The organism is Virgibacillus sp. Bac330 (assembly GCF_003667845.1).
In the GTDB taxonomy this organism is placed as follows: Bacteria; Bacillota; Bacilli; order Bacillales; family Amphibacillaceae; genus Virgibacillus; species Virgibacillus chiguensis.
Genome location: NZ_CP033048.1, coordinates 3,442,995 through 3,467,072 on the forward strand (window position 1 = coordinate 3,442,995; position 24,078 = coordinate 3,467,072).

General features: G+C 37.6%; 18 protein-coding genes. 5 read left to right on the forward strand and 13 right to left on the reverse strand.

The features are described from left to right. Positions 1–2: 2 nt before the first annotated feature. The 6 genes from fabG to D9780_RS16090 all read right to left on the reverse strand — a co-directional run bounded on the left by fabG (position 3) and on the right by D9780_RS16090 (position 6,579). A complete protein-coding gene (fabG, locus tag D9780_RS16070; protein WP_240458710.1) occupies positions 3–731 on the reverse strand; it encodes a 3-oxoacyl-ACP reductase FabG in 729 nt (242 codons plus the stop codon). A 796-nt stretch (positions 732–1,527) separates the two neighbouring features. After that, positions 1,528–2,418: a LysR family transcriptional regulator gene (locus D9780_RS16075; protein WP_121640794.1), complete on the reverse strand. Its 891-nt coding sequence runs from the start codon at positions 2,416–2,418 to the stop codon at positions 1,528–1,530. Between the two features lie 163 nt (positions 2,419–2,581). Further along, positions 2,582–3,001, reverse strand: coding sequence for a DUF5391 family protein (locus tag D9780_RS16080; RefSeq protein WP_116277636.1), 420 nt, complete (start codon positions 2,999–3,001; stop codon positions 2,582–2,584). Between the two features lie 441 nt (positions 3,002–3,442). Next, positions 3,443–3,916, reverse strand: coding sequence for a GreA/GreB family elongation factor (locus D9780_RS16085; protein ID WP_073006937.1), 474 nt, complete (start codon positions 3,914–3,916; stop codon positions 3,443–3,445). A gap of 111 nt (positions 3,917–4,027) precedes the next feature. Continuing rightward, a complete protein-coding gene (locus D9780_RS21205; protein WP_162985904.1) occupies positions 4,028–4,186 on the reverse strand; it encodes a hypothetical protein in 159 nt (52 codons plus the stop codon). Between the two features lie 1,541 nt (positions 4,187–5,727). Next, the gene (locus D9780_RS16090) at positions 5,728–6,579 is read right to left on the reverse strand and encodes a non-homologous end joining protein Ku (RefSeq protein WP_116277632.1); all 852 of its coding nucleotides are present in this window, start codon (positions 6,577–6,579) and stop codon (positions 5,728–5,730) included. A 300-nt stretch (positions 6,580–6,879) separates the two neighbouring features. Between D9780_RS16090 and ligD the strand changes: the two genes are divergently transcribed. Then, positions 6,880–8,679, forward strand: coding sequence for a DNA ligase D (gene ligD, locus D9780_RS16095; RefSeq protein ID WP_121640795.1), 1,800 nt, complete (start codon positions 6,880–6,882; stop codon positions 8,677–8,679). A gap of 133 nt (positions 8,680–8,812) precedes the next feature. On the opposite strand, the gene D9780_RS16100 is transcribed toward ligD, so the two are convergent. The 3 genes from D9780_RS16100 to chrA form a co-directional block, all read right to left on the reverse strand. After that, positions 8,813–9,853 (reverse strand): ion channel, encoded by a 1,041-nt coding sequence (locus D9780_RS16100; protein ID WP_073006932.1) that lies wholly within the window; start codon positions 9,851–9,853, stop codon positions 8,813–8,815. An 840-nt stretch (positions 9,854–10,693) separates the two neighbouring features. Then, positions 10,694–12,085 (reverse strand): L-cystine transporter, encoded by a 1,392-nt coding sequence (locus tag D9780_RS16105; protein WP_077702335.1) that lies wholly within the window; start codon positions 12,083–12,085, stop codon positions 10,694–10,696. 681 nt (positions 12,086–12,766) lie between these two features. After that, positions 12,767–13,945: a chromate efflux transporter gene (chrA, locus tag D9780_RS16110; RefSeq protein WP_121640796.1), complete on the reverse strand. Its 1,179-nt coding sequence runs from the start codon at positions 13,943–13,945 to the stop codon at positions 12,767–12,769. Between the two features lie 274 nt (positions 13,946–14,219). Here chrA and D9780_RS16115 point away from each other — a divergent pair, with 274 nt between their 5' ends. After that, positions 14,220–14,918 (forward strand): Na-translocating system protein MpsC family protein, encoded by a 699-nt coding sequence (locus D9780_RS16115; protein WP_240458711.1) that lies wholly within the window; start codon positions 14,220–14,222, stop codon positions 14,916–14,918. A 528-nt stretch (positions 14,919–15,446) separates the two neighbouring features. Continuing rightward, complete coding sequence (locus D9780_RS21210) at positions 15,447–15,611, forward strand: hypothetical protein (RefSeq protein ID WP_162985905.1); 165 nt, start codon at positions 15,447–15,449, stop codon at positions 15,609–15,611. Between the two features lie 146 nt (positions 15,612–15,757). Here D9780_RS21210 and D9780_RS16120 read toward each other — a convergent pair whose 3' ends face one another. Together D9780_RS16120 and D9780_RS16125 are read right to left on the reverse strand one after the other, a co-directional pair. Then, complete coding sequence (locus tag D9780_RS16120; RefSeq protein ID WP_073006924.1) at positions 15,758–16,546, reverse strand: TerC family protein; 789 nt, start codon at positions 16,544–16,546, stop codon at positions 15,758–15,760. A 376-nt stretch (positions 16,547–16,922) separates the two neighbouring features. Beyond that, positions 16,923–18,656 carry a phospho-sugar mutase gene (locus tag D9780_RS16125; protein WP_121640797.1) on the reverse strand — a complete coding sequence of 578 codons (1,734 nt, stop codon included), beginning with the start codon at positions 18,654–18,656 and terminating at the stop codon, positions 16,923–16,925. A gap of 319 nt (positions 18,657–18,975) precedes the next feature. Here D9780_RS16125 and D9780_RS16130 point away from each other — a divergent pair, with 319 nt between their 5' ends. Then, the gene (locus D9780_RS16130; RefSeq protein WP_371413668.1) at positions 18,976–20,064 is read left to right on the forward strand and encodes an AI-2E family transporter; all 1,089 of its coding nucleotides are present in this window, start codon (positions 18,976–18,978) and stop codon (positions 20,062–20,064) included. A gap of 248 nt (positions 20,065–20,312) precedes the next feature. Here D9780_RS16130 and D9780_RS16135 read toward each other — a convergent pair whose 3' ends face one another. Continuing rightward, complete coding sequence (locus tag D9780_RS16135; RefSeq protein ID WP_121640799.1) at positions 20,313–21,149, reverse strand: GNAT family N-acetyltransferase; 837 nt, start codon at positions 21,147–21,149, stop codon at positions 20,313–20,315. A 95-nt stretch (positions 21,150–21,244) separates the two neighbouring features. On the opposite strand from D9780_RS16135, the gene D9780_RS16140 reads away from it, so the two are divergent. Beyond that, entirely contained in the window at positions 21,245–21,427 is a 183-nt protein-coding gene (locus D9780_RS16140; protein ID WP_073006917.1) for an SE1832 family protein, read from the forward strand. A gap of 266 nt (positions 21,428–21,693) precedes the next feature. Here D9780_RS16140 and D9780_RS16145 read toward each other — a convergent pair whose 3' ends face one another. Further along, complete coding sequence (locus D9780_RS16145) at positions 21,694–23,553, reverse strand: cation:proton antiporter (protein ID WP_121640800.1); 1,860 nt, start codon at positions 23,551–23,553, stop codon at positions 21,694–21,696. Between the last annotated feature and the right edge of the window lie 525 nt (positions 23,554–24,078).

The window sequence follows — 24,078 nt, forward strand, 5'->3', positions numbered from 1 at the left end:
TTTTACAGCCTTAATCCACCATCTACGGAAAGCACATGACCATTTACATAACTCGACTCATCACTCGCTAAGAATAACGCCGCATTTGCCACTTCCTCAGGACGTCCTAATCTTTTTAATGGTGTTTGATCACGAAGCGGCTGCAACACCTTTTCCGGAACCGTTTTCATCATATCCGTTTCAATAAAACCGGGAGCAATCACATTCGTACGTACAGCAGCACCTTTACGCGTAAATTCTTTTGCCCATGTATAGCTCATTCCTATGACTCCTGCCTTCGTAGCAGCATAGTTTGCTTGGCCAATATTTCCATAAAGACCTACAATGGACGAAATATTAATAATAGAACCAGACCCGTTCTCCATCATAATGGGAGCAATCGCCTTCGTCATATGAAAAACACCCTTTAAGTTGATATCCATTACTGATTCCCATTTATTATCATCCATTTTCTGTGTCAATGCATCACGAGTGACCCCTGCATTATTGACTAAAACATCGATGCGACCGTACGCTTCTTTGACCGATTGAATAAAAGAGTCAATCTCCGCTATGTTTGTAACATCTAACTCCTGATGTTTTACATTATCTGCTGTGAGATTCCCTTTTTGTAAATCTAACGAATAAACAACTTCAGCTCCTTCATAAGCAAATCGCTCACACATCGCCTTACCTAATCCTTGTGCTCCCCCAGTTACCACGACGACTTTGTCTTTTAATTGTTTCATCATCTAACACCTCTTCCTTTCTACTTTCACTTTTCATACCCAACTATAATTATTGGTTATAAAAAACAACAAGATTTCCATTTTGAATGCGTTTACAAATAATTAATATGAACTATTTATAATCATAATCCTAAATAAACCCGTTGTATAATACATAAAAGTTCTTGGGGTAATAACTAATAGTTATAGACAGTGATGATTTTCCTATACAGGTAGAAATAACCGCACTATCCATCTTTAGAAAAACTAGGCTTATGGCGAAAGCTGTAGTTCCTATAGTATAACAAAGGCTCAGGGCGCCGGTTAGCAACGTAGCGAGTGGAACGAATCAACGAAAGTTTTAGGAATCATGCTCCTGTAACAGGAGTATGCCGGCGCCCTCCGGCAAGCCCGTCTTTAGTCGGCCTTCCTATTTAGATCGAACCGATGATGACTTAGCTTAGGCAATGGAGTGAAGTCGCCTAGTTGCTGGCGCCGGAGCCGGACGTGGCTAAATAACTTAGTAAGTTTATCCACAGCTGCTAAATTTTATAAAAAAGCTTAGATTATTGAGCTAAGCCTTGAGAAGAAGGCTATCTTTTTTTGCTTATACCATAACCACTATAATAATGTAGCGCTGTATTTATCCAAAGGTTCTCTCCTTAACTTAAGGATATATTTTCATATAAAACAATGGGGAACTTGAATAAGAATGATCATATTTCTTAGGACGTAAAAAACCACAGTATGACAGCACTGTGGTAGGAAGCAAATCTTAGACTTTTTAAACTGCTCTTTTATACGCAATTACTATACTTTTTCATTCACATGTTGCAACTGTACGAACAGTATGATTAATAAAAACTTTCATTACATGTGTAACATATTGCTCTCTATTTAAGAGGAATCCCACTTTCCACTTTAAACAATTAGGACGGATAGGTATAATGTGTATTTGTCTGTTTTCCACCCGCGACAAAATTGGTCGAGGGAGGATAGTAACCCCTTGATTTTGCGCAACAAGTTCCACAAGAAAATCCCACTGAGAGCTTTCAAATAAAATATTAGGCTTAAACCCTGCGTCCTGACAATACTGAACAACATGGTGATGGAGCATAAACGTTTTATCCAAAAGAAGGAATTCTTCTTCTTTTAAGTCTGCAATGGAAACAGCTTCTCTCTGCGCAAAAGGATGATGATGATGGACAACTAAAACACTTTCATCCTCCATAATTGGTATATATTCAAACTGGTTTTCGTCCACAGGGGCTATCACTACCCCTAGATCAATTTTGCCGTTATATAAATTATGCTCGACCATCTTCGCGCCATTTTCTATAATATGCAATTTGATATCAGGAAAACTTTCTTTAAATGTTGTTAACACTTTGACAAATATACTAGACCCTATTACGGGTGGTAGCCCGACAATCACTTCTCCTTTATTCAACTTGCTTTGGTCATAAAGAGATGCCTTCAATGAATCAAAAGCATTTAAAACAGCTTCCGCCTGGACAAAAAATAGTTGGCCAATTTCAGTTAGTTTTATTTCTTTATCTGATCGATCTAACAACTGTACTTCTAATTCAGACTCCAAGTTTTTCATTGTTTTGCTCAAGGCTGGTTGGGATATATGAAGATTTTTTGCAGCTAACGTAAAGTTCTTCTTTTTTACAATTTCTATAAAATATTTCAACTCACGAATATCCATTAATATTATCTTCTCCTCTGTTTAACCAAAATTTAAAGCAGACGGCACTAAATGAGAATACTTGATAATATTTTAACTTATTCTAGCATGTATCTGTCTTTAAAATTTAGCAATAAAAGCACAATGAAATATATCCGGAATAAAATTCACCTTTACTTATTTATCAAGAAGACAAGCCCGAAGCCTTACCTGCATTTTTCCAAAACGCAACAATAAGCCACACAATGTTTATGATAACACCTAGGATACTCACAATAAGAACACTACTTAGTTGCAACATGTTATGATTGACTAATCCAATTATAAGTACGATAACAATTGTTGATAACAATATAACAATGCCGATGACACAAAATATAGCCATTATTATCTTGATCCAATTTAATCCGATTGCATATAGTATTACTGGAATAAGGTAGAAAAAAAGTATCATAGCAATAGAAAGCCACATGCCTACTGAGTTAAATTGATTTGCATTGTCCCCCATTTCCGATAAAGGCGACAACGAACCTGCGATAATTAACGCACTAAATAAAAATGCCGATAAAACCGTTAAAGCAATGATATATTTTTTGTTCTTCATAAAAACGCTTCCTATCTATTTATATTAGCAAAGCCAGTTACTGAACCTTTTCATTAACCATTATCCTTTCCAGTGCATTGAACGTTTACTTATGTCAACTATGTTTTTAAGCCACTAAAAGAAGATTACTCATCGCACATTAGAAAGACTTTCTTTTTAGAAAAACTAGCTTGTCGCCAAGTCTTATGGCGAATGGCATCATTTTTCTTATACTATAGACCTTTAAATTTTTGTACTTTCCTAGAACACAAAAATAGTAGAATCAGAAAACGTAAAGACCGTTAAAAAAGATTAATTTTTCAACAACTATATATAAACTATTATAACGAAAATGGTAGTTTCTCACTTCCAATAGACTGCCAGCATATCTGAGGAGTTAACCATCGTTGCTTGTTTATACATCTTTCGGTACTATATTTACAGGTCACTTTTGCAACAGTTTTACACCTTGTATTGCACTTTGGTTATAAGCAACTTCACCGTTCCTGCAGGGGTTTCTACAGACACTTCCTCATTTATTTTCCTTCCAAGTAATGCCCTCCCTATTGGGGAATTATCAGAGATCTGTAATTTTTTCGCATCTACTTCTGCAGCACTAACAACCTGAAAAGTTTCTTCTTCGCCATCTGGGTATTCTTTAAACGTCACCAACGCCCCATGTTGAACCACGTCGCTATTTGCTTCTCCAATTATTTCTGCACGAGCAAGAATAGATTCTAATTCTGAGATTTGCTCCTGTATTTTGTTTAACTCATCTAAAGATCTATCGAATTCAGGATCTTCATGAAAATCGCAAAATGCCCGGCCTGCCTTCACTTGTTTATTTGCCTCAACCAATTTTTCTTCCTTTAACGTATTCCATTTCTCTTGTAGTTCTTCATAACCTGCTTTTGTTACAGGTATTGTTTTTTTCATATCATTTTCCTCCACGATCGTAGCAATTCAATTCCCTTAAACCCAAGCATACTATAATTTTAGGAAAACGAGCGAACAACTGAACTCCGTGTATTAGAAGTATACAGTCGCTTACAATTTTCTTTTCATTATCTTTAAAAAGAGATACATTAGACCCACACCAACTCCAAAACCGATTAAACTGCCCCATAATAACTTATCAACGATTATAGAAATAATGACCATTGTGAGTATAAGCCCTCCCATCATCGCTACGAATTGCTTAGCCATCCATACCCCCCTATAAAAAATAAATGTTAAAGCGTGCCCTCTTATCATTATTCTAACATTTCCCATATATTCCTAACATAGAACTATAGGATTAACTTTTGATCACGGGGTGTGCGGATTCTTGATCGGGGCGAGCGAAGTTCTGCTCAGGGTGTGCGGATTCTTGATCGGAGTGAGCGAATTTCTGCTCGAGACGAGCGAAAACTTGCTTGGAATGAGCGAATTACTACTTGGTCCGAGCGGATTCTTGATCGGACGAGCGAAGTTCTGCTCAGGGTGAGCGGATTCTTGATCGGAGTGAGCGAATCTTGCTCAGGATGAGCGGATTCTTGATCGGGGTGAGCGAATCTTACTCAGGGTGTGCGGATTCTTGATCGGGGTGAGCGAATCTTGCTCAGGATGAGCGGATTCTTGATCGGGGCGAGCGAATCTTACTCAGGATGAGCGGATTCTTGATCGGAGTGAGCGAATCTTACTCAGGACGAGCGGATTCTTGATCGGGGCGAGCGAATCTTGCTCAGGATGAGCGGATTCTTGATCGGGATGAGCCAATTCTTGATCGGGGCGAGCGAATCTTACTCAGGATGAGCGGATTCTTGATCGGGATGAGCCAATTCTTGATCGGGGCGAGCGAATCTTACTCAGGATGAGCGGATTCTTGATCGGGATGAGCCAATTCTTGATCGGGGCGAGCGAATCTTACTCAGGATGAGCGGATTCTTGATCGGAGTGAGCGAAGTTCTGCTCGGGGTGAGCGGATTCTTGATCGGGGCGAGCGAATCTTGCTCAGGGTGTGCGGATTCTTGATCGGAGTGAGCGAATCTTGATCAGGATGAGCGGATTCTTGATCGGGGTGAGCGGATTCTTGATCGGAGTGAGCGAATCTTGCTCAGGATGAGCGGATTTTTAATCGGGGTGAGCGAAGTTCTGCTCAGGGTGTGCGGATTCTTGATCGGGGTGAGCGGATTCTTGATCGGGATGAGCGAATCTTACTCAGGATGAGCGGATTCTTGATCGGGATGAGCGAATCTTACTCAGGATGAGCGGATTCTTGATCGGGGCGAGCGAATCTTGCTCAGGATGAGCGGATTCTTAATCGGGGTGAGCGAAGTTCTGCTCAGGGTGTGCGGATTCTTGATCGGAGTGAGCGAATCTTACTCAGGATGAGCGGATTCTTGATCGGGATGAGCGAATCTTACTCAGGATGAGCGGATTCTTGATCGGGATGAGCGAATCTTACTCAGGATGAGCGGATTCTTGATCGAGATGAGCGAATCTTGATCAGGACGAGCGGATTCTTACTCAGGATGAGCGAATCTTACTCAGGATGAGCGGATTCTTGATCGGGATGAGCGAAGTTCTGCTCGAGACGAGCGAAAACTTGCTTGGAATGAGCGAATTACTACTTGGGGCGAGCGTATTCTTGCTCCGGATGAGCGAATCTTACTCGGTTAGGTCGACTTTCCAGCAGTGATGAGCAACTTTACTTACAGCTAGAGCGAGTGCAGGCGGCTTGTCCAAGCCGCCTGCGTACCTCGTCATTATGTGCCTGTTTTCTTCTTCTTTATCTTTTTTTCCTTTTCTTTGGTTAGCGACGGTTGTTTTGGTTTTGGCTTTTCTTGTTTTGCACGCTCTAACGAAGCTTGTAAAGCATCCATTAAGTTTGTAGCTGCATCAGGGGAAGGCTTATCTTGTGCTGTTGCTGTTTGCTCATCATTTTTCTTTTGTTCAATTAAATCTAACAATGCATGACGATACTCGTCTTTGTATTTTGTCGGTTCAAACGTCGTTGATAACTGATCAATGAGCATCTTTGCTGTATCTAATGCTTGAGGATCTGTTTCCACTTCCTTTGGTATGTTAGGTACATCTTCAACACGACGCACTTCATCTGGATAATGTATGGTTTCCACAACTAGTGTGTCCTCATAGACACGAATAATGGCCAACTGTTCTTTAGAACGAATCATCATTTTCGCAATGCCAATTTTTCCAGTTTCTTTCAAAGCCTTTCGTAAAAGCCCGTAAGCTTTCGCTCCACCTTCATTCGGCGATAAAAAATAACTTTTCTCATAATAAATTGGATCCACTTCAGCCAACTGCACAAAGTCCATGATTTCGACTGCTTTATCTGCCTGTTCTTGCTTTAATGCTTCTAACTCTTCCTCATCTAACACAACGAACTTATTCTTTGCATATTCATATGCTTTCACAATTTCTTCATTCTCTACTGGCCGGTCACATACCGGACATGACCGTTCATATTTAATCGGTGATTGACACTCCTTATGCAATTGCCTTAATTTAATATCTTTATTTTCAGTTGCCGCATGCATTTTCACAGGAATATTTACAAGCCCAAAGCTAATCGTTCCTTTCCACATCGTATGCATTCTCATTCCTCCTTAGGCTTAGTTTTCCAAAGCAATTCATTTTTATCCATCTGAGTAATATATACACTTTGGCAAAAACTAAGTGAGGGAAGACGAACGATAATAGAAGATATAGACTTATTAACTCTTATTAACATTGCCTTTTAGTGTAAGCAATCGTTTGGATTTAAAAGCACTAGGCTTATCGCCAACTCTATATAGGAAAAACGCCTTTCCTATGTTACAAAAGCTTTCCTTTTTAATTACGCAAAGATAAAATTCACCGTTAATAAACGAAATTCATATACGAGGAGAATAAGCATGGAAGTCATGAAACCTATACCTACAAGAGATATACCTCGAGGTAAAGGATGGTTATATGAGGTAAAGTATGACGGTTACCGTTGTACACTACAATGGCAGAAAGAAAGTATTCAATTGCGAAGTAAAAATCATAACGATTTAAGCAAGCAGTTTCCAGAAATTATAACAGCTTGTTTACAAGTCCAAGATCAAATGGAGTCTTATTTACCACTGATGTTAGATGGTGAACTTGTCATCTTAAACCAACCTTATCAAGCTAATTTTGATTGGATGCAAAAACGCGCACGAATGCAAACAGAAGCTAGTATTCGAAGCGCTTCCAAAGAACGCTCTGCTTGTTTAATGGCTTTTGATATTTTACAGGAACAGGGAAATGCTTTGTTATCCACTCCATTAGAGGAACGCAAAAATATTTTAAAAACGCGGCTATCACACCAACTATTCAAAGACAAAATAATGTATGTGCCTAGCTATAGTGATCCGGATCCGCTTTGGGAAAAAATTTTCACACACTTAGGAGAAGGAATGATTGCCAAACGCAAACATAGCACATATAAGCAAGGAAAGCAGCACCAGGACTGGTATAAAATTAAAAATTGGCGCTCAATAAGTGGGTTTTTAACTGCGTATGATGGGGATAATGATTATTTCCAAGTTGGCGTGTATAAAAATAATCACATTATTTCGATTGGTAAATGTAAGCATGGTTTATCGCAAAAAGATTTTTCGACCGTCAAACAACTGTTTCAAACAAAAGGAAAACTCGAAAACAAAACGTATACACTCCCACCTGCCATTTGTGCTACGATTCATAGCCTTGATTTATACAAACAAGAACTACGTGAACCAGCATTTCAGAAAATACTTGCCCATGCACGTCCAGAAGAAATGACGTGGAAGAAGCTTGAGTTTGCTCAAGCTATGTTTCCAAAGGAAATTGACATAACAAATGAGGACAAACTATTTTGGAAAGGGCTAGACTATACAAAAGCAGACTTATTACTTCATATACGCCAAATAGCACCATATATGTTGCCATTTTTACAGCAACGAGCGCTCACCATTATTCGTGCACCTGATGGGGTAGAAGGAGAACATTTCTTCCAAAAGCACTTACCAAGTTACGCGCCTCCATTCATGGCAAGACAAACACATCAAGGAAAAGAAATCATTACTTGCGAGACCTTAAAAGATCTTATTTGGTTAACCAATCACGGAACAATCGAATTCCATACACCATTTCAAAGCCTTACAGCACGTACACCAGAAGAAATCGTCTTTGATTTAGACCCGCCAAATAGAGACCGTTTTGATTTAGCTATCCATGCAGCTTTAAACATGAAGCATGTCTTTGATGAGTTACAGCTAACATCCTTTGTTAAAACGTCTGGTAATAAAGGGTTGCAAATCTACATCCCTATCCCCTCTGGTAGCATGACTTATAAACAGACTGCTTTGTTTACAGAAGCGATAGCACGTACGTTAGAAAATGCGTTTCCAGCACTGTTCACAACCGAGCGTCTTAAGGAAAAACGAAAAGGTAGGCTATATATTGACTATGTACAGCATGGCAAAGGGAAAACGATCATAGCACCGTATTCACCGAGAAAAACCGCAGAAGCTACCATCGCAATGCCTTTATACTGGGAGGAACTAACGAACGACCTTTCTCCAAAAAGCTTTACGATAAAAAATGCTGTGGAGCTTGTCAAACAACGCGGATGTCCATGGCGAAATTATAAGGCAGTTAAAAAAAGCCAAAATCTAACAGAAATTTTGACTTTTTTAGGAACTTAGAACGTACCAATCACAGAAATAGACTTCTTCATAAGGAGTCATTTTCGGTTTTTCTTAACTAGGATACAACAAGCGGCACTTGGCGATACGTCAAGTGCCGCTTAAACAAATTTCTCCAGAAATGAAAAAAACATTAACTAGCTGGAACACCTTGATGAAGCAAATTAGCATATGCATCTTCATCACAAATAATAAACAATTTCGCGCCTTGGGGGATCGAATCTTTTAATTGGTTAATAATTGATAAATCATTACGGTTAGAAAGTAAAATAGCCCCTTGTGATGCTAATTCTGTCCGAGCATGCTCATATGTATCCCATTCTGCCTTTTTACCTATGGAATAAAGATCATAACCTCGATGACTCGTTAGTTGACGAATAATCTCGCTTGATCCATTAAATAAAATAGAACGGGCCGCCAAGTGGGCTGCTGTATCATTCGCCGTAATAAATTCTTCAACAGCTGCGTGCTTAAAGGCTGGAATATGTGTCGATTCCAACACTTCACAAATCGTATAAATATTCTGTGAATATTCCTCTCCAATACTTTCTAAGGTTGTCGCAATGAGTAATGTTTGACCATCAGCTTGAGAAGTTGCTACCCCATCTTCAGAAGCAAAAACCATCACAGATTTACTTTTAAGCAAATTTGCCTTTAGTAGTACATCTCGATTCGCTGGATTACCGTGAACAAACTCTACCTGTTCATGAATCAATGGTGTTTTTTCAATTTTCTCATCAATGATTACTATACGAACATCATCAAATGTATGTAAAATTTCATCTAATGTAATGCTTGCTTTCTTCGTCCAATTAATGAGAATGATATGCTCCTCTGTAGTAATTGTCAATTTACCTTCCTCCTTCAACCGCTTTCGAATGCTCAAAAAATCAATCGCTTTGCCAATAAAAATAGTCATTAAACCAATCCCCACAATATATAGGAACATGGCAAAAAGCTTCCCGCCTACAGTCGTTGGTGAGATATCTCCATATCCAACTGTAGTAACGGTCGTCATCGTCCACCAGAGCCCTTCAAACGGACTTGCAAATGTATCAGGTTCTAAGTAATAGATAAAATAACTGCTGGCAAATACTAAAGTAAGTGTGGCAAAAAGCAAAAACCAATTATTTAATTTGATAACTTTAACAAATAATTGTCTAAAAAATATCATATGCTCCTCCTCTTTCACTTCTTCCAATCCTAAAGCTATTAAAATAGTAACATATTTTAACTGCATCCGGCATACATACGGTATTAAATCTATAACGCTTCTTTTTAAAATTATAGGTTCAAATTATCGCGAAATGGATAGAAAAACGACGCTTTTGCATGCTGAAATTTGCTAAGTGCGTTTCTTAAAAACAGTAACTATCTCCATGCGGACCACAACAGGTTTATAATAGGATAAAATGTACAAACATGAGATTTTGTCTGAAAAAACTTCTATACAGGTTATAGAGACGTGTATCCAATTTCAAAAAATGAAAAATGCAAGCTAGTAATAACAGATACATATCGATTTGTTCCATGGCTAGTCGATAAGGAAGCAAAACACAACAGAATGAAAGATTCACTATATATATCACGGTGAGGAACGAACCGATGATCACTTAGCTTAGGGCAATGAAGTGAAGTTGTCTAGTTGCTAGGAGCTGAAGCTGGACGGGATCCATTCGGTTATTTGGTTACGCCATAGCATCAAATTTTATGATTTCTTATCTTTTTAGAAAAAACTTGGCTTGACGTCAAGTGTTATGGTGAAAACTGTAGTTTTTCTTATACTATAAACCTTTAAACTTCTATGCTTTCCTATAATTTAAAGCAAAAAAATGGCACTTACTTCCAAACTAAAGAAGTAAGCACCATTTCCATTCTAAATACATGCGTTGTTTAACCTCTACTTTACCGGTTATCTCAAAGGATTGCTGAAGCGCAGTTTTCATCCTGATCTACCTAAAGTTTATCACTATATTAGCATACCATGGATGACTACCATCATCTGTTATTCCTTCTAGATGTCCGTTGCTTCTTGTATTGCCGTTTTATCTTGAAACGTTTTTACGTTGAGCTTATTTAAAATTCTTGCTGTAATTGTTCCAGTTACCATAGAACCATTGACATTCAATGCCGTTCTACCCATATCAATAAATGCTTCGATGGAAATTAATAACCCAGCTAAAGCAACCGGCATGTTCATAGAAGATAAAACGATTAACGCTGCAAAAGTGGCTCCACCGCCTACTCCTGCTATTCCAAATGAGCTGACGCCGATAATTAACACAAGCTGTAAAATAAAGCCTGGTGATAGTGGATCAATTCCCATTGTTGGAGCGATCATTACCGCAAGCATCGCTGGATAAATACCCGCACACCCATTTTGCCCCATTGTTGCACCAAAGGATGCTGACATATTCGCTACTCCTTGATCAACACCTAAAGCATGCTGTTGAGCTTGGATGTTCAACGGAATTGTTCCAGCGCTAGAACGGGACGTAAATGCAAAGCCAAGCACTGGAATAGCTTTACGTAAATACATGAACGGATTTAGACCAAATAAACCGACAAGAATTAAATGAATTACAAACATCGTTATTATCGCAACATAAGAAGCAGCTACAAACTTCCCTAATTCTAATATACCTGCAAAATCAGTACTCGCCACTGTGTTTGCCATTAAAGCTAAAATTCCATACGGTGTTAATCGAAGGATAAGTGTCACTATCCGCATAACGACTGCATACAGCGCATTAATCATTTTGGTGAACATTTCCGCCTGTTCAGGGTTTTTTCTTCGGACTCCCAAAACAGCGATACCTACAATAACCGAGAAAATAACGACAGCGATAACAGACGTAGACCGATCTCCTGTCATATCCAAGAAGATATTTGATGGAATAAAACTAACAATTTTTTGTGCAGCTGTTTGCTCTTCCACCTCTTCTAAAGTTGACTCTAGTATCGTTCCTCGTTCATTCTCTGCTTGCCCTGCTTCAATTTGTTCTGCATTTAAATCAAACACCGTAGCCGTAACGATGCCAACTAAAGCAGCAATCATCGTAGTTGAGATTAAAATTCCAATGATCCAACTAGCCATTTTCCCTAATTCGGCCGATTTTTCTAAGTTAATAATGGATTGAATGATGGAAACTAACACAAGCGGAATAACAATCATCATTAGAAAGCGAATATACCCACTTCCAACAATACTGTACCAATCCGTTGTCTCTATTAATACATCAGACCCAGCCCCATAAGCCCATTGGAGAATGGCTCCTAAAATGATTCCAGCACCTAAGCCTGTAAAAACACGCTTTGTAAACGAAAAGTGTTTCTTTTGCATCCAAATAAGAATTCCTATAAGTACAGCTAATATTGCCACATTCAGTATCGTATACATGCCCATTAGCTTACCTCCTTTTATTGTTTGCATCTAGTTGAACTTATTTTATGCGCTTTTAACCCAACATGATACATGCATATTGTATTAATCCGATAAAAATACTAAGACTTTACTTAGATTACATTTTTTCCGCATGTCTGTCAAGAAAATAATTTCATTCTTTGCTCGTTTAAATAACGCTATTTCTTTACAATGAAAACCGCCATTTTGCTTAAATGATGTACACTTAAACTCTATGACATATGACCTTCATCATCTCACTGTGAGAGGCTATTTTAAGCATGGCATGACGTCTCGAAAATTATACAAATTCAAAATTATTTTAGAAAGTTGGCCTATTGCCAAATCGCTATGAAAAAAATTGCCACCATTTTATTTATACTATAAACTACTTTCCTATAATGTAAAAAATTTTGCTTAACGCCTAAAAAGGATTTCTATAGTATTTACATTTTCCTATCATATTAGATAAGCTTGGCTTATTCAAATTTCTAGTTTGGTCTATACACCTGTAACATTCTAAAGTGTTTGAAAAACAAGGCTAGTCGCAAATTCTTATTAGGAAAGCCTTTGTTTTTCTTAAACTATAATCCTTAAAGTTTTATACTCTCCTATAGTGCAAAAAAAGACAATTTCCAATTTTTATATTGAAAATTGTCTGCTTACTCGTTTTTAAATTAGATGTCACCCGATTAAATGGACAATCTCTCCACCAATAACTCCGATAATAACAATGAGCCAAGCTGGAACCTTCCAAAAATGCAATAACGCAAATAAAATAACCGCTAAGCCAAAATCTGCTCCATTTAAAATAGAGCTTGTAAAAACAGGGTCATAGAAAGCCGCAATTAATAAGCCAACAACGCTTGCATTTACTCCCGTTAAAACACCTTGAAAGCTAGAACGTTTACGCAGTTCACTTAAAAATGGCAATGTACCTACAATAAGTAAAAAGGAAGGTAAAAAAATAGCCATTGTAGCAATGACAGCACCAACTATTCCACTCATCATTGTTCCTACATAAGAACTAAAGGTAAATAATGGCCCAGGAACTGCTTGTGCCATCCCATAACCAGCTAAAAACTCATCGTTCGTTAAGAAGCCTGTCGGAACAATTTCCTGCTCTAGCATCGGTAGCACAACATGTCCACCTCCAAACACGAACGAACCGACACGAAAGAACGTATCTGCAATTTGTATGTACATATGAGAAAACGCACTTGCCAAAATGGGAAGTCCAATTAACATTGCCACTAATATGGATAGTGCAAGCATTCCTTGTTTTTTCGAAATCGAGACAGTAAAAGAAGAAAGCTTCGGTTGTGCTTTATTCTTATACAAAAAGTAACCAATACCTGCCCCAATGAAAATAATGATAATTTGCACGAATGCAGATGGAAAAAGAAGCATCATCAATGCTGCTCCCAAAGCAATTGCAATCCGCGGTTTATCTGGTGTCAGCTTTTTACCCAAACCAAGTACGGCATGAGCTACTACGGCAACAGCGACAATCTTTAAACTAGCAATCCAATTCGCATCACCAAGTGTGAAAGATTGATAGAATAGAGCAAACAACACGAGCACAAACACAGAAGGTAATGTGAACCCAAACCAGGAGACAACACCACCTAAAAATCCACCTCGTAACATACCAATAGCTATTCCTACTTGTGAACTAGCAGGCCCCGGTAAAAATTGGCACAAAGCAATAATATCGGCATATGTTTTATCATCTAACCATTTACGCTTATCAACATACTCCGTTTTAAAATACCCTAAATGAGCCACTGGGCCACCAAACGATGTTAACCCCAACTTTAATGAAGTTCGTAATATGTCTAATAAGGATTGATTCTTAGTCATAATCGCCTCCTAATAAGTAAATCTATATCTATCAAGGGGGCTTCCCTCCCTACGGTCTTGTTCGGTGAACAAATCAAGCAAAGTCGCTCACAATCTAGAAATAAGAGCTTCTACGCAAGATTACTGATAATGTATCATAATTTGCATCGTATGTTAATGTTTTTTACATAACTGTAATAGAGATGTTTCTTGTCACTGTTTATGGGGTAATGATATACTAAAAAAAGGGAATGCAATACTAGGTGTGTTCCTTCAAAAAAGGATGAATGAAAACGTGAAAGCGAAAGCCAAATCAACCGAAGCTTCCATTGCTAGTGCAACTGGTAAACTATTAAGAAGCTATTTTGGTAAAGGGCCTGGAGCATTATATGTATCTTTAGCCCATTCTTATTTAATCATCTATTTGAAAGACTTTATTACACCGATGGAAAGTGTCTTACTTAAGCAAAAACAAGCTTTGAAAATAGAAGAAACACGAGACATCGTCATGGAAAAATGTATGCCTGAACTAAAAGCAATGTGGCATAACGAGTTTGGAATACAGGCACAACATATTTATTATGATTGGAACTTAGCAAATAAGACAGGTGTTATATTTGCTGACTTAAAGGGAGCACAATTAACAAAGCATTTCAGCGCTCTTTCTAGCGAACAGGAAGCAAAGATTCATCAAGAAATAAAACGATTTACTGAAAAAGCACAAAAAGCTCCTCGTAATATAGCGTCTGTTCGATTAAATGAACGAACCATTATATCAAAGCGAGAGGACATTCTCGTTAGCATTGAAAAAGAACTTATTTCTTCTGGCTTTGAAGAGCAATTAAGGCTTTCTAAAAGAAAATTAGAGAAAAACATTATCAACAGGTCGTATTTAGAATCCATTTTAAAGCAAGGGATTGAAGATCTGTTCGTGGATTGGGATTTTCAACAAGACATCGGTTATGTCGTATTCATACTGCAAGCCGAAAAATAAATTGGTAGGAATGTCTGGACAATAGCGCTAAGACATAAGCCGAAAAGGATGAACCCTTTTCGGCTTTTTTATTAACAGTTTCATTCACGAGCCCTATATATGTAAGATTTGAACAAAGGCTCGGGGCGCCCGTTTAGTAACGTAGCAACTGGAACGAATCAACGAAAGTTTTAGGAATCATGCTCCTGCAACAGGAGTATACCGGCGTCCTCCAGCAAGCCGTTTTTAGTCGGCCTTCCTATTTAGAACGGAACCGATGATGACTTAGCTTAGGGCAATGAAGTGAAGTCGCCTAGTTGCTGGGCGCTGAAGCCGGACGGAGCCCGTTCAGTTGTTTGGTTACGTCATAGCAATAAGCTTTATACTTTCCTATAGTGTTAGAAAAACTTGACTTGTCGCCAAGTCTTATGGCGATATAACATATCATTCTGCACTTTCCTAAAGTGTATAAAAATCGATTACTGTCTATATATGTCAGAGAAGCTAAAGTGAATTGAAGCTGTGTCAACAAGAAAAAGGAGAGATCAGATGTACCGAATCGTTGCAATTAGCAATAATGTACGGGCAATTATAGCCATGAATGAACAGGAGATGATTTTTGATACTTACCAAGAAGCAGAAAAATATCTTCTAGAAGCAAAAGATATATTGATTTTGCCTGACAACTACAATTTAAAGATTGAGAAACAATAACTGTTTAGAAATTATCTTTTGAAAATCCCTCTAATTGAAGTTTACTTTGCATGATAACCATATACATAAAATGCTTCCATTCCATTCATTTTGAATGGAATGGAAGCATAGGGCAAAAGCAAAATAGCTTTACTTTTATATTTAGGTTAACCTTCTAATTTGTTTACTTTTACATCCTCTATTTCATTCTTACTGGATGAGAACCAACCAGTGACAGCAATTCCCACAAGCACTACATAGAAGATAATCTTCCATAACGTAGAATGTGGAAAATCATGTGGTATGAATGCGATATCCTCATGGGCAAGTACAATTAAACTTAGCTTCACGCCAACCCAACCAACAATAACGAAAGCCGCGACTTCAAGCCCAGGTCGTTTATTTAACAATTCTACAAATATATTTGCAGCAAATCGCATAACAATGAGACCGATCATTCCACCAGCAAACACGACGAAAAACTGTCCCGTATCGAGGCTTCCTATATGGCCTAACCCTGTTGCTGGCAATGCAACTGCTAATGCTACAGCAGCTAAAATAGAGTCAACCGCAAATGCAAGGTCAGCAAACTCTACTTTTAACACAGTCATCCAAAAGCCGCTTCCCTTTTTTTCTGTTACGTTCGCTCCTTCTTCTACTTCTTTTCTCGGTTTAAATCGATCATATAAATGTTTCCCACATATAAATAGTAAGTACAGCGCACCAAGGGCTTGTACCTGCCAAACATCTACTAAAAACGAGATAACAAATAAGGACCCAAACCGCAGAACAAAAGCACCAGCTAATCCATAAAACAACGCTCTTTTACGTTGTTTTTCTGGCAAATGTCGGACCATAATTGCTAGCACAAGTGCATTATCTGCCGCTAACAATCCCTCTAAACCAATAAGCACAACTAAAACCCATAAATATTCGATGAGTAAATCAACGCCCATTCCTTATCTTCTCCTTCCGCTTATGGCGATCGAAATTTTTTTGTTCAGAAAACAGTTTCCAATGTTTTACAAAACAATGTAGCAGGTCTTCTTAACAATGAAAAAAGATTCCTACCAATTGGTAAGAATCAAAAAAGAAATAGACCCTTACCAAGTTTGGTAAAGGTCTCGCTAACAACGATCGTTGCCAATTCAGCCGGAGAATGATCTCGTAATGACGACTAAAATTGTACAGCTACTCCCCTTTATAAAAGCATGTCCATAAAAACGATTTCCTCTAGTATAGAAGCTATTGTTTTTATGACATTTGATTATAGGAACAAAATTACTATTTAATTAAACATGTTTCAGAGAAAAATGTCAACCACTTTATATGCTATACTTCTATCGTTCCTTGTAAAATTTGATTCATTGATTCCTGTAGAGTGGCTAATTTATTTTTACTATCCTCTTCACTCGTACCGCGAACACCAAAATAACATTTAATTTTTGGTTCCGTTCCAGAAGGGCGTAAACAAATCCAACAATCCTGTTCCAACTTATATTTCACCATATTCTCTTTTGGTAGCTCGATTGTTTCAACATTCCCGTCTCTACATGTTCTTTTACCAGCTAGATAATCCTCCATTTGCACTACTTTCAACCCACCGATTTGCTCTACAGGCTCTCTGCGAACATCATCCATAATAAAACCAATTTTTTCTGAGCCTTCTTTTCCTTTTAGAGTAATCGATTGCATGTGTTCAAAGTAGTAACCATGACGAGCAAATAGGTCGTATAAAGCATCTAATAATGTTTTACCTTGTTGTTGCCAATAATACGCCATTTCACAAGCCATTACTGAAGCTTGCACTGCGTCTTTGTCCCTAGCAAAACTGCTAATTAAATACCCATAGCTCTCTTCATAACCAAACACAAACGTTTCACCTGTACGATCAAACTGTCTAATTTTCTCACCGATAAACTTGAATCCTGTTAATGTATTCAATGTCTGAATACCGTAATAATCGGCAACAGCCCTGCCTAACTCTGATGTGACAACGGTTTTAATCATTCGCCCGCTTCTTAATAACGCTGCATCACTATGGGCTAGAATATAATCTAACATTAATGCACCTAGCTGGTTTCCGGTCAAAACCTGATAATTTCCCGCACTATTTTTTACCGCCACACCTAAACGATCTGCATCAGGATCCGTAGCAAGTAGTAGAGTAGCATCGGTTTGCTTCCCTTGTTCTATGGCCATCGTAAATGCTTGATGTTCCTCTGGGTTTGGTGATGCAACCGTAGAAAATTCAGGATCAGCAACAGCCTGTTCCTTTACCATATGAACATGCGTGAAATTCAACTGTTTCAACCCTTTAGGTACAAGCTCAGCGGCTGTTCCGTGCAAAGGAGTGAAAACAATTGGCATTTCCTTTTCTATCTCTATTTTATCTGCAGGCATTTTCGATATTCCTTGCAATTTATCTAAATAAGCATTATCGATTTCATCTTTTATCCAGTTTAAGAGTTCTTTTTCTTCTAGTTCCTTTTTTTCCAAATAAGGAACAGATAATTCATCCTCTACCTTATTAATATAAGTAACAATTTCTGAAGCTTGGTTTGGAGTAATCTGCCCACCATCTTCATTATAAACTTTAAAACCATTATATTCAGGCGGATTGTGACTAGCCGTAATCATAACACCTGAAACTGTACCTAAATAGCGTACAGCAAATGAAAGTAAAGGCGTAGGTCTTAAAGACGAAAACACATAGGATGTTATCCCAAACGACCCTAATACTTTAGCAGTTTCTAAAGCAAATTCTTTCGACATATGTCTCGAATCATAAGCGATGACAACGCCACGATCTTTCACATTTACTGTATGGTCGAGCAAATACTTCGCTAAGCCATTCACAGCTTTTCGGATAGTATAGACGTTCATTCGATTTATTCCTGCTCCAATAACTCCACGCATGCCACCAGTACCAAAGGTCAGTTCTTTATAAAAAGCATCCTCCAATGCAACAGGGTCTGATTTTAATTCCTTCAATTCCTGTATTAAATTAGGTTCTAAGTCTTCAAACGAATCCCACTTTTCAAAGATATGCTTCCAGCTCATCATTTGCTTATCCTCCAAGTTTTTTCTATACGAGGGCGCTCCCTTACCATTTTGCGAACATTGGACTTCCTCGTTTACTATCATAATAATCGGATATTAAAACATTAGCACTATTTATTTGCTACTTTCATACTACACGAATTTTAGCATATTTTCTCTAATTATACTATGCCTACCCTTTTTTGTTTACATCGGTTGTAAAATGGATAAACTTAGTAATAGGTTTTAGTAGAATATAAGATATCGTTGATATATATTCTTTCTATTTTTAACATAAACCAGTAAAATAAAAAATAAGATCTATGAACACTCGAAAGTAGGGATGTATGTGGTAAACAAACGCTGGTTTCAATTTTTTATGTTTTTTATTTTAGCTTTTACACTCATTCTATTAATCTCAGTAACAAAATTTATCTTCTTTCCCTTTGTAAAAATAGTTGGCGCTGTGGCAGTGCCTATTATCGGTGCGGGTATCCTTTACTATTTAACAAAACCGTTAATGTATTTTTTTGAGCGTTTGAAGATGAATCGGATTATTTCTATCGTTCTTGTCTTTGTTGTAATCATCCTTCTCGGTGTATTTGTATATATGTATATTGCGCCAATCGCCCAGCAGCAATTCCGTAATTTAATTGATAATGTTCCGAAGATGGTAAACTGGGCACAAGATATGATTTCCTTATGGCAAGCCAACCAAACGGCTATTCCAGAGCAAATAGATAAAGCCATTAATGATTTCACCAATAATTTACAATCACATATTGATAGTGTTATCAATTATTTATTTGGCTTTATTGGGCAAATTATCGGCTTTGTTACATCAATTGTGCTTGTTCCATTTTTTCTCTTCTTTATGCTTAAGGATGGGGAGAAATTAATACCATTCATAACGCAAATTTTTTCCAAGAAAAAAGCTGCCAACATTCGCGCACTGCTATCTAAACTTGATGCTACGTTAACTTCTTTCATTCAGGGTCAATTAATTGTTAGTTTCTCTGTAGGAGTATTATTGTTTATTGGTTACTTAATTATTGGATTAAATTACTCATTAACGCTCGCCTTATTTGCCATGGTCATGAACGTTATCCCATTTGCTGGTCCGTTTATTGCTGTTATTCCAGCATTGATTGTCGGCGCTTTTCAAGAACCATTTATGGTCGTTTGGGTATCACTCGTGATGATTGCCGCTCAGCAAATTGAAAGTAATTTAATATCGCCAAATGTGATGGGGCGGGCATTAGACTTACATCCGTTAACCGTTATTACTGTTATCCTAGCTGCTGGGAGCATAGCTGGCTTCTTAGGTATCCTGTTCGCTGTTCCTTTCTATGCGCTCATTAAAACAATTTTTGTCCATTTTTATCAAACGTATGTGGACTCCAAAAAGAACAAAGACGACGCGCTCATTTAAACCGACTATCGCGCAGTTTTTTGGCAAAATCTCATCTGGAGTAAAAATAAACAAATGTATAAAAAACAGTAGCAACTTTCAAGCGCTACTGTTTTTTATTGGTTTAAGGTGTAGCAACTCGGCTAACATTGTGAACTTCAGTGACTTTATTGTGAACTTTGAGTAACTATCTTGAGAACTTCAGCGACTTTTCATGAAACTCAAGCGAAATGGGAAGAAGTTCAGCGACTTTACAAATTTATCCCATTTCAAAAACTATAAACGATTGCGGAGCCAACTTTATAATAACCAATTTTTTGATATACATGATTGGAGATAGGGTTGGATGTATCGGTGTATAAGCTACAAAACTGATAGCCACTATCAAGTAATTGTTGACTCAATGCGGCAACTAAACTGGTAGCATACCCTTTTTCTTTATGTTGATCTGGAGTAAACACAGCATTAATTGTGGCTCCGTTCTTTGTTGTTCTTGATCGGTTTGCCATGGATACGTAATGTTTTCCGACTTGCCATAAGAAAGCGGAATGTTGATTTATATTACGTCGTGCAATTGCTTCTGCCTGTTTTTCTGTAATTTTCTCACCAGCTTCCTCTCCAAATTGTTGTAACCAATGAATTAGTAATGACAAATCTTTCTCTTGAGCGATTACCAATTCACCATCCTGCTGCACTTGATTAACCGCATCTAACTGGTAAATCCACTCTTGCATATGAACTACGGGTTGATTACCTGTAATATCTTCCCATTCTTTTGCAAAAATAGTAGCGTACTGTTCTGGTCCTATCACCCCTGGCACTTCCATACCTTGATCCCAAATCTGCTTTACAGCAACACGGATCACCTCTTCTCCAACAAATTGCCCCAAATCTGGGAGCACCCAATTATTTGGGGCTGTTTGCATAAAAGGAAAAAGAAGCTCTTTATCCTTTTCTACCCACCCTAAATAATAGGCACCTTCATTATTCTGTTTTAGACGCTCTAATATACCAAGGATTAAATTATTGCATGCTTCTTTTTTTAAAAGTTTCTTCTCCACTAATTCTACATAAGCCTCTACTGATTTTGCGAACTGGACTTTCACCTTGCCTCCCCCTTTGCTTTTTTTAAACGATACATAGTTTATACTGTTTTGTAAAGGCTTTTTTCGTTACACTCATAGTAAGGAGGGATAGGGAAATGAATGAAAAACAATTACAAGATAAGCTGGATGAATTAAAATCGGACTATGTGCGAATTCAAGGGGATTTAGATAAACTAGAGTATGTGCGTGGCAGAGTATCTTCTGCCGAGGAACAATTAATTCGTTTAGAAGGAGAAATTGCCGAAGTACATCGACAGTTGGACGCATTTAATAGATAACGGCAAACTTTGTATACGGTTTATGCAATAGATGTAATTTTTTAAAAACGCAGCTATCATCAAAGTCTTTGTGACGATAGCTGTGTTTTTTATACTATAAACTCTTAAGAATCTATACTCTCCTATTGTGCAAATAAGAAAAACGATAACACTCGCCGTTCATAGGCGACAAGCTATCGTTTTCTTTAGAATATGTTTTCAGATATCATTACTTGCTTGGCACATGAGTAGTTCGTTCTCACTTTTTAAAGCCTTCGAGTATTTGATTACCTGTTTTCTTTGGGTTGACCATTGCGCTGTGTTTCCAGCTTTGCTTGTATTTTTGCTTTTTCTTTATTTGGTGGGGTTAAGCTAACAATCCGGTCTCCTACAGCAGGCACCGTCCTCATTTCTTCAGAATAGAACTTTAGTTGCCCAGAAGGTTTGATTAGATATAGGAACACTGTTGCATCATCTTTATCGGCTAAATATTGCTTGTAATTATATTGACTAGTTAACGTTGTCTGTCTAAATACATAATGATGATCTAATTTATCAAGCAGGTCTTCCATTGTAAATTTCTTATCAAACAATATTCTTCCGCCCACTCTTGACACAACATTAACAGAATCACCACTAAATTGGTCGAATGGACTAATTTTAAACACATTTGTCCTTCCATACTCTGGCATAAATGTCGTACATACTAATGAATTAAAAGCATGATCATCTGTTGCTGCTAGTAAATATTCATATGGAATCGTATCTAAATTATATTCTGTTTGTTCAGATAGGATATTACCATGATAAAAGTTAATTCCTGCTTCTCTTACAGGTCTTAACTTCTCCCATGAAGAGTCTACAATAATAACTGGAAAATCTGCTTTTGAAAGAGATTTAGCTAGTTCCACCGTAAATCGATTTGCCCCAACAATCATTGCTCCTGGTCTTCCTTCCATGGACAAATGTAGTTTTTTCGACAACCAGCCAATAGAAAATCCGTGCGCCACAACGGTAAAGAACACAAGACCAAAGGTTAACGTCGTTAAGATTTGCGCATCTTCATATCCTTGTTCTGATAAAACACCAGCAAAATAACCAGACACTGTTAATGCTACTATCCCTCTTGGAGCAATCCAACCAACGAGCGCTTTTTCATTAAACGTTAAGCTCGTTCCTATTGTGGAAAGAAAAATCGATAATGGTCGGACAAGAAACATCATAAGCAGAACATAGCCGATGATATTTGGGCTAAATATGTGCAACAGCGTTTCTAATTGCAAAGAAGCTGTTAACATAATGAAGATCGTTGAAATAAGCAGAATCGATATATTCTCCTTGAAGTGACGCATATCAGAAATCGAGCTAATCCCCATATTCGCCAGTGTTATCCCCATCGCGGTAACAGATAATAACCCTGTTTCATGGACAATTTCATCAGCTACTGTAAAACACATAATAACGACAATGACGACAGCGGGTGACTTTAAAAATTCTGGTATATGACCGGTTTCAAACATCCAGCCAATACCCCTTCCACAAGCCCAACCAAAAATCGCAGCAAAGATAGAGGCGGCAAAGAATAGAAGGAGTTGAGCTACATCAGGCTCTGATGCAGTTAGGAAGGTAATAATTTCAAAAGCGAATACGGCAAGCAAAGCGCCGATTGGATCGACAATAATCCCTTCCCATTTTAAAATTTTTGCAGGTCGTGCTTTTAACTTCGATTGGCGTAAAAGCGGCATAATAACCGTTGGACCAGTAACGATAAACAAACCACCAATTACAAAAGCTACTGCCCATGAGAGTCCTGCAATATAGTGTGCTGTTAACGAGCCCAGAATCCAGGCGATAAATGCACCGACCGTTGAAATACGAAAGACTGGTTTACCTAGCCCTCGTAATTCTTTAAAACTTAAATTTAAGCTTCCTTCAAATAAAATAATGGCTACAGCTACAGAAATAATCGGACTATATAAACTGCCAAAGTCTTCTTCAGGATTCAAAAAACCAAATATAGGGCCTGCCAACAACCCTGTTATGGACATAACGACAATCGCAGGCATTCGATAACGCCAAGCGACCCATTGTGATCCGATCCCTAAAAGACCGATTAGCATGATTTCAAATAGTAAAGATGGTACCATGTTATACCTCCTCGGTTAAAATAAAATTGGTATGACTCCTTTTCTTGGAGGTATAGAACTGCCCCTCCAATTGTAATGACTATAATAAATACTGTTCAAATTGAAGGAGCAGAAGAATAAACTGCTTTAAAATTGATTTGTAAATTCATTTCCTTTAAAGAAACGGTTAGAACTAAACTCATTCTAGATAAACCATCATAGCATCAGAAAAACTTGGCTTGTGAAGCTAGCGTTTTGCTTCTACTATAAACCTGTAAACTATTATATTTTCCTAATAGTATAAAGAAGATACCTATCTTTCGTGGAACCTACGTTATAAGTTAAACACAAGATAAAAACATTTTAAAGGTGAAAAGCAATAATGTAAACAATTTTTATCAAATAAGATTTAAAATAAATTATTGCAAACTTTTTTTCTTTTACATTTTTTGTATGAAAGAAGTATGTATAAATTTACTACTTCCATAGTTACTCCTTCATTTTCATGGGGTTGAGCATTAAAAGTTTCAAGTTAAAATAAGCATA

Excerpts from the sequence above, each read along its gene's own strand:
- fabG (WP_240458710.1), bottom strand. The coding sequence starts at position 731 with ATGATGAAACAATTAAAAGACAAAGTCGTCGTGGTAACTGGGGGAGCA.
- D9780_RS16080 (WP_116277636.1), bottom strand. The coding sequence starts at position 3,001 with ATGAAGAACAAAAAATATATCATTGCTTTAACGGTTTTATCGGCATTT.
- D9780_RS16105 (WP_077702335.1), bottom strand. The coding sequence starts at position 12,085 with ATGGGCATGTATACGATACTGAATGTGGCAATATTAGCTGTACTTATA.
- chrA (WP_121640796.1), bottom strand. The coding sequence starts at position 13,945 with ATGACTAAGAATCAATCCTTATTAGACATATTACGAACTTCATTAAAG.
- D9780_RS16100 (WP_073006932.1), bottom strand. The coding sequence starts at position 9,853 with ATGATATTTTTTAGACAATTATTTGTTAAAGTTATCAAATTAAATAAT.
- D9780_RS16090 (WP_116277632.1), bottom strand. The coding sequence starts at position 6,579 with ATGCATACGATGTGGAAAGGAACGATTAGCTTTGGGCTTGTAAATATT.
- D9780_RS16145 (WP_121640800.1), bottom strand. The coding sequence starts at position 23,553 with ATGGTACCATCTTTACTATTTGAAATCATGCTAATCGGTCTTTTAGGG.
- D9780_RS21205 (WP_162985904.1), bottom strand. The coding sequence starts at position 4,186 with ATGGCTAAGCAATTCGTAGCGATGATGGGAGGGCTTATACTCACAATG.
- D9780_RS16085 (WP_073006937.1), bottom strand. The coding sequence starts at position 3,916 with ATGAAAAAAACAATACCTGTAACAAAAGCAGGTTATGAAGAACTACAA.
- D9780_RS16120 (WP_073006924.1), bottom strand. The coding sequence starts at position 16,546 with ATGGGCGTTGATTTACTCATCGAATATTTATGGGTTTTAGTTGTGCTT.
- D9780_RS21210 (WP_162985905.1), top strand. The coding sequence starts at position 15,447 with ATGTACCGAATCGTTGCAATTAGCAATAATGTACGGGCAATTATAGCC.
- D9780_RS16125 (WP_121640797.1), bottom strand. The coding sequence starts at position 18,656 with ATGATGAGCTGGAAGCATATCTTTGAAAAGTGGGATTCGTTTGAAGAC.
- D9780_RS16075 (WP_121640794.1), bottom strand. The coding sequence starts at position 2,418 with ATGGATATTCGTGAGTTGAAATATTTTATAGAAATTGTAAAAAAGAAG.
- ligD (WP_121640795.1), top strand. The coding sequence starts at position 6,880 with ATGGAAGTCATGAAACCTATACCTACAAGAGATATACCTCGAGGTAAA.
- D9780_RS16140 (WP_073006917.1), top strand. The coding sequence starts at position 21,245 with ATGAATGAAAAACAATTACAAGATAAGCTGGATGAATTAAAATCGGAC.
- D9780_RS16130 (WP_371413668.1), top strand. The coding sequence starts at position 18,976 with ATGTATGTGGTAAACAAACGCTGGTTTCAATTTTTTATGTTTTTTATT.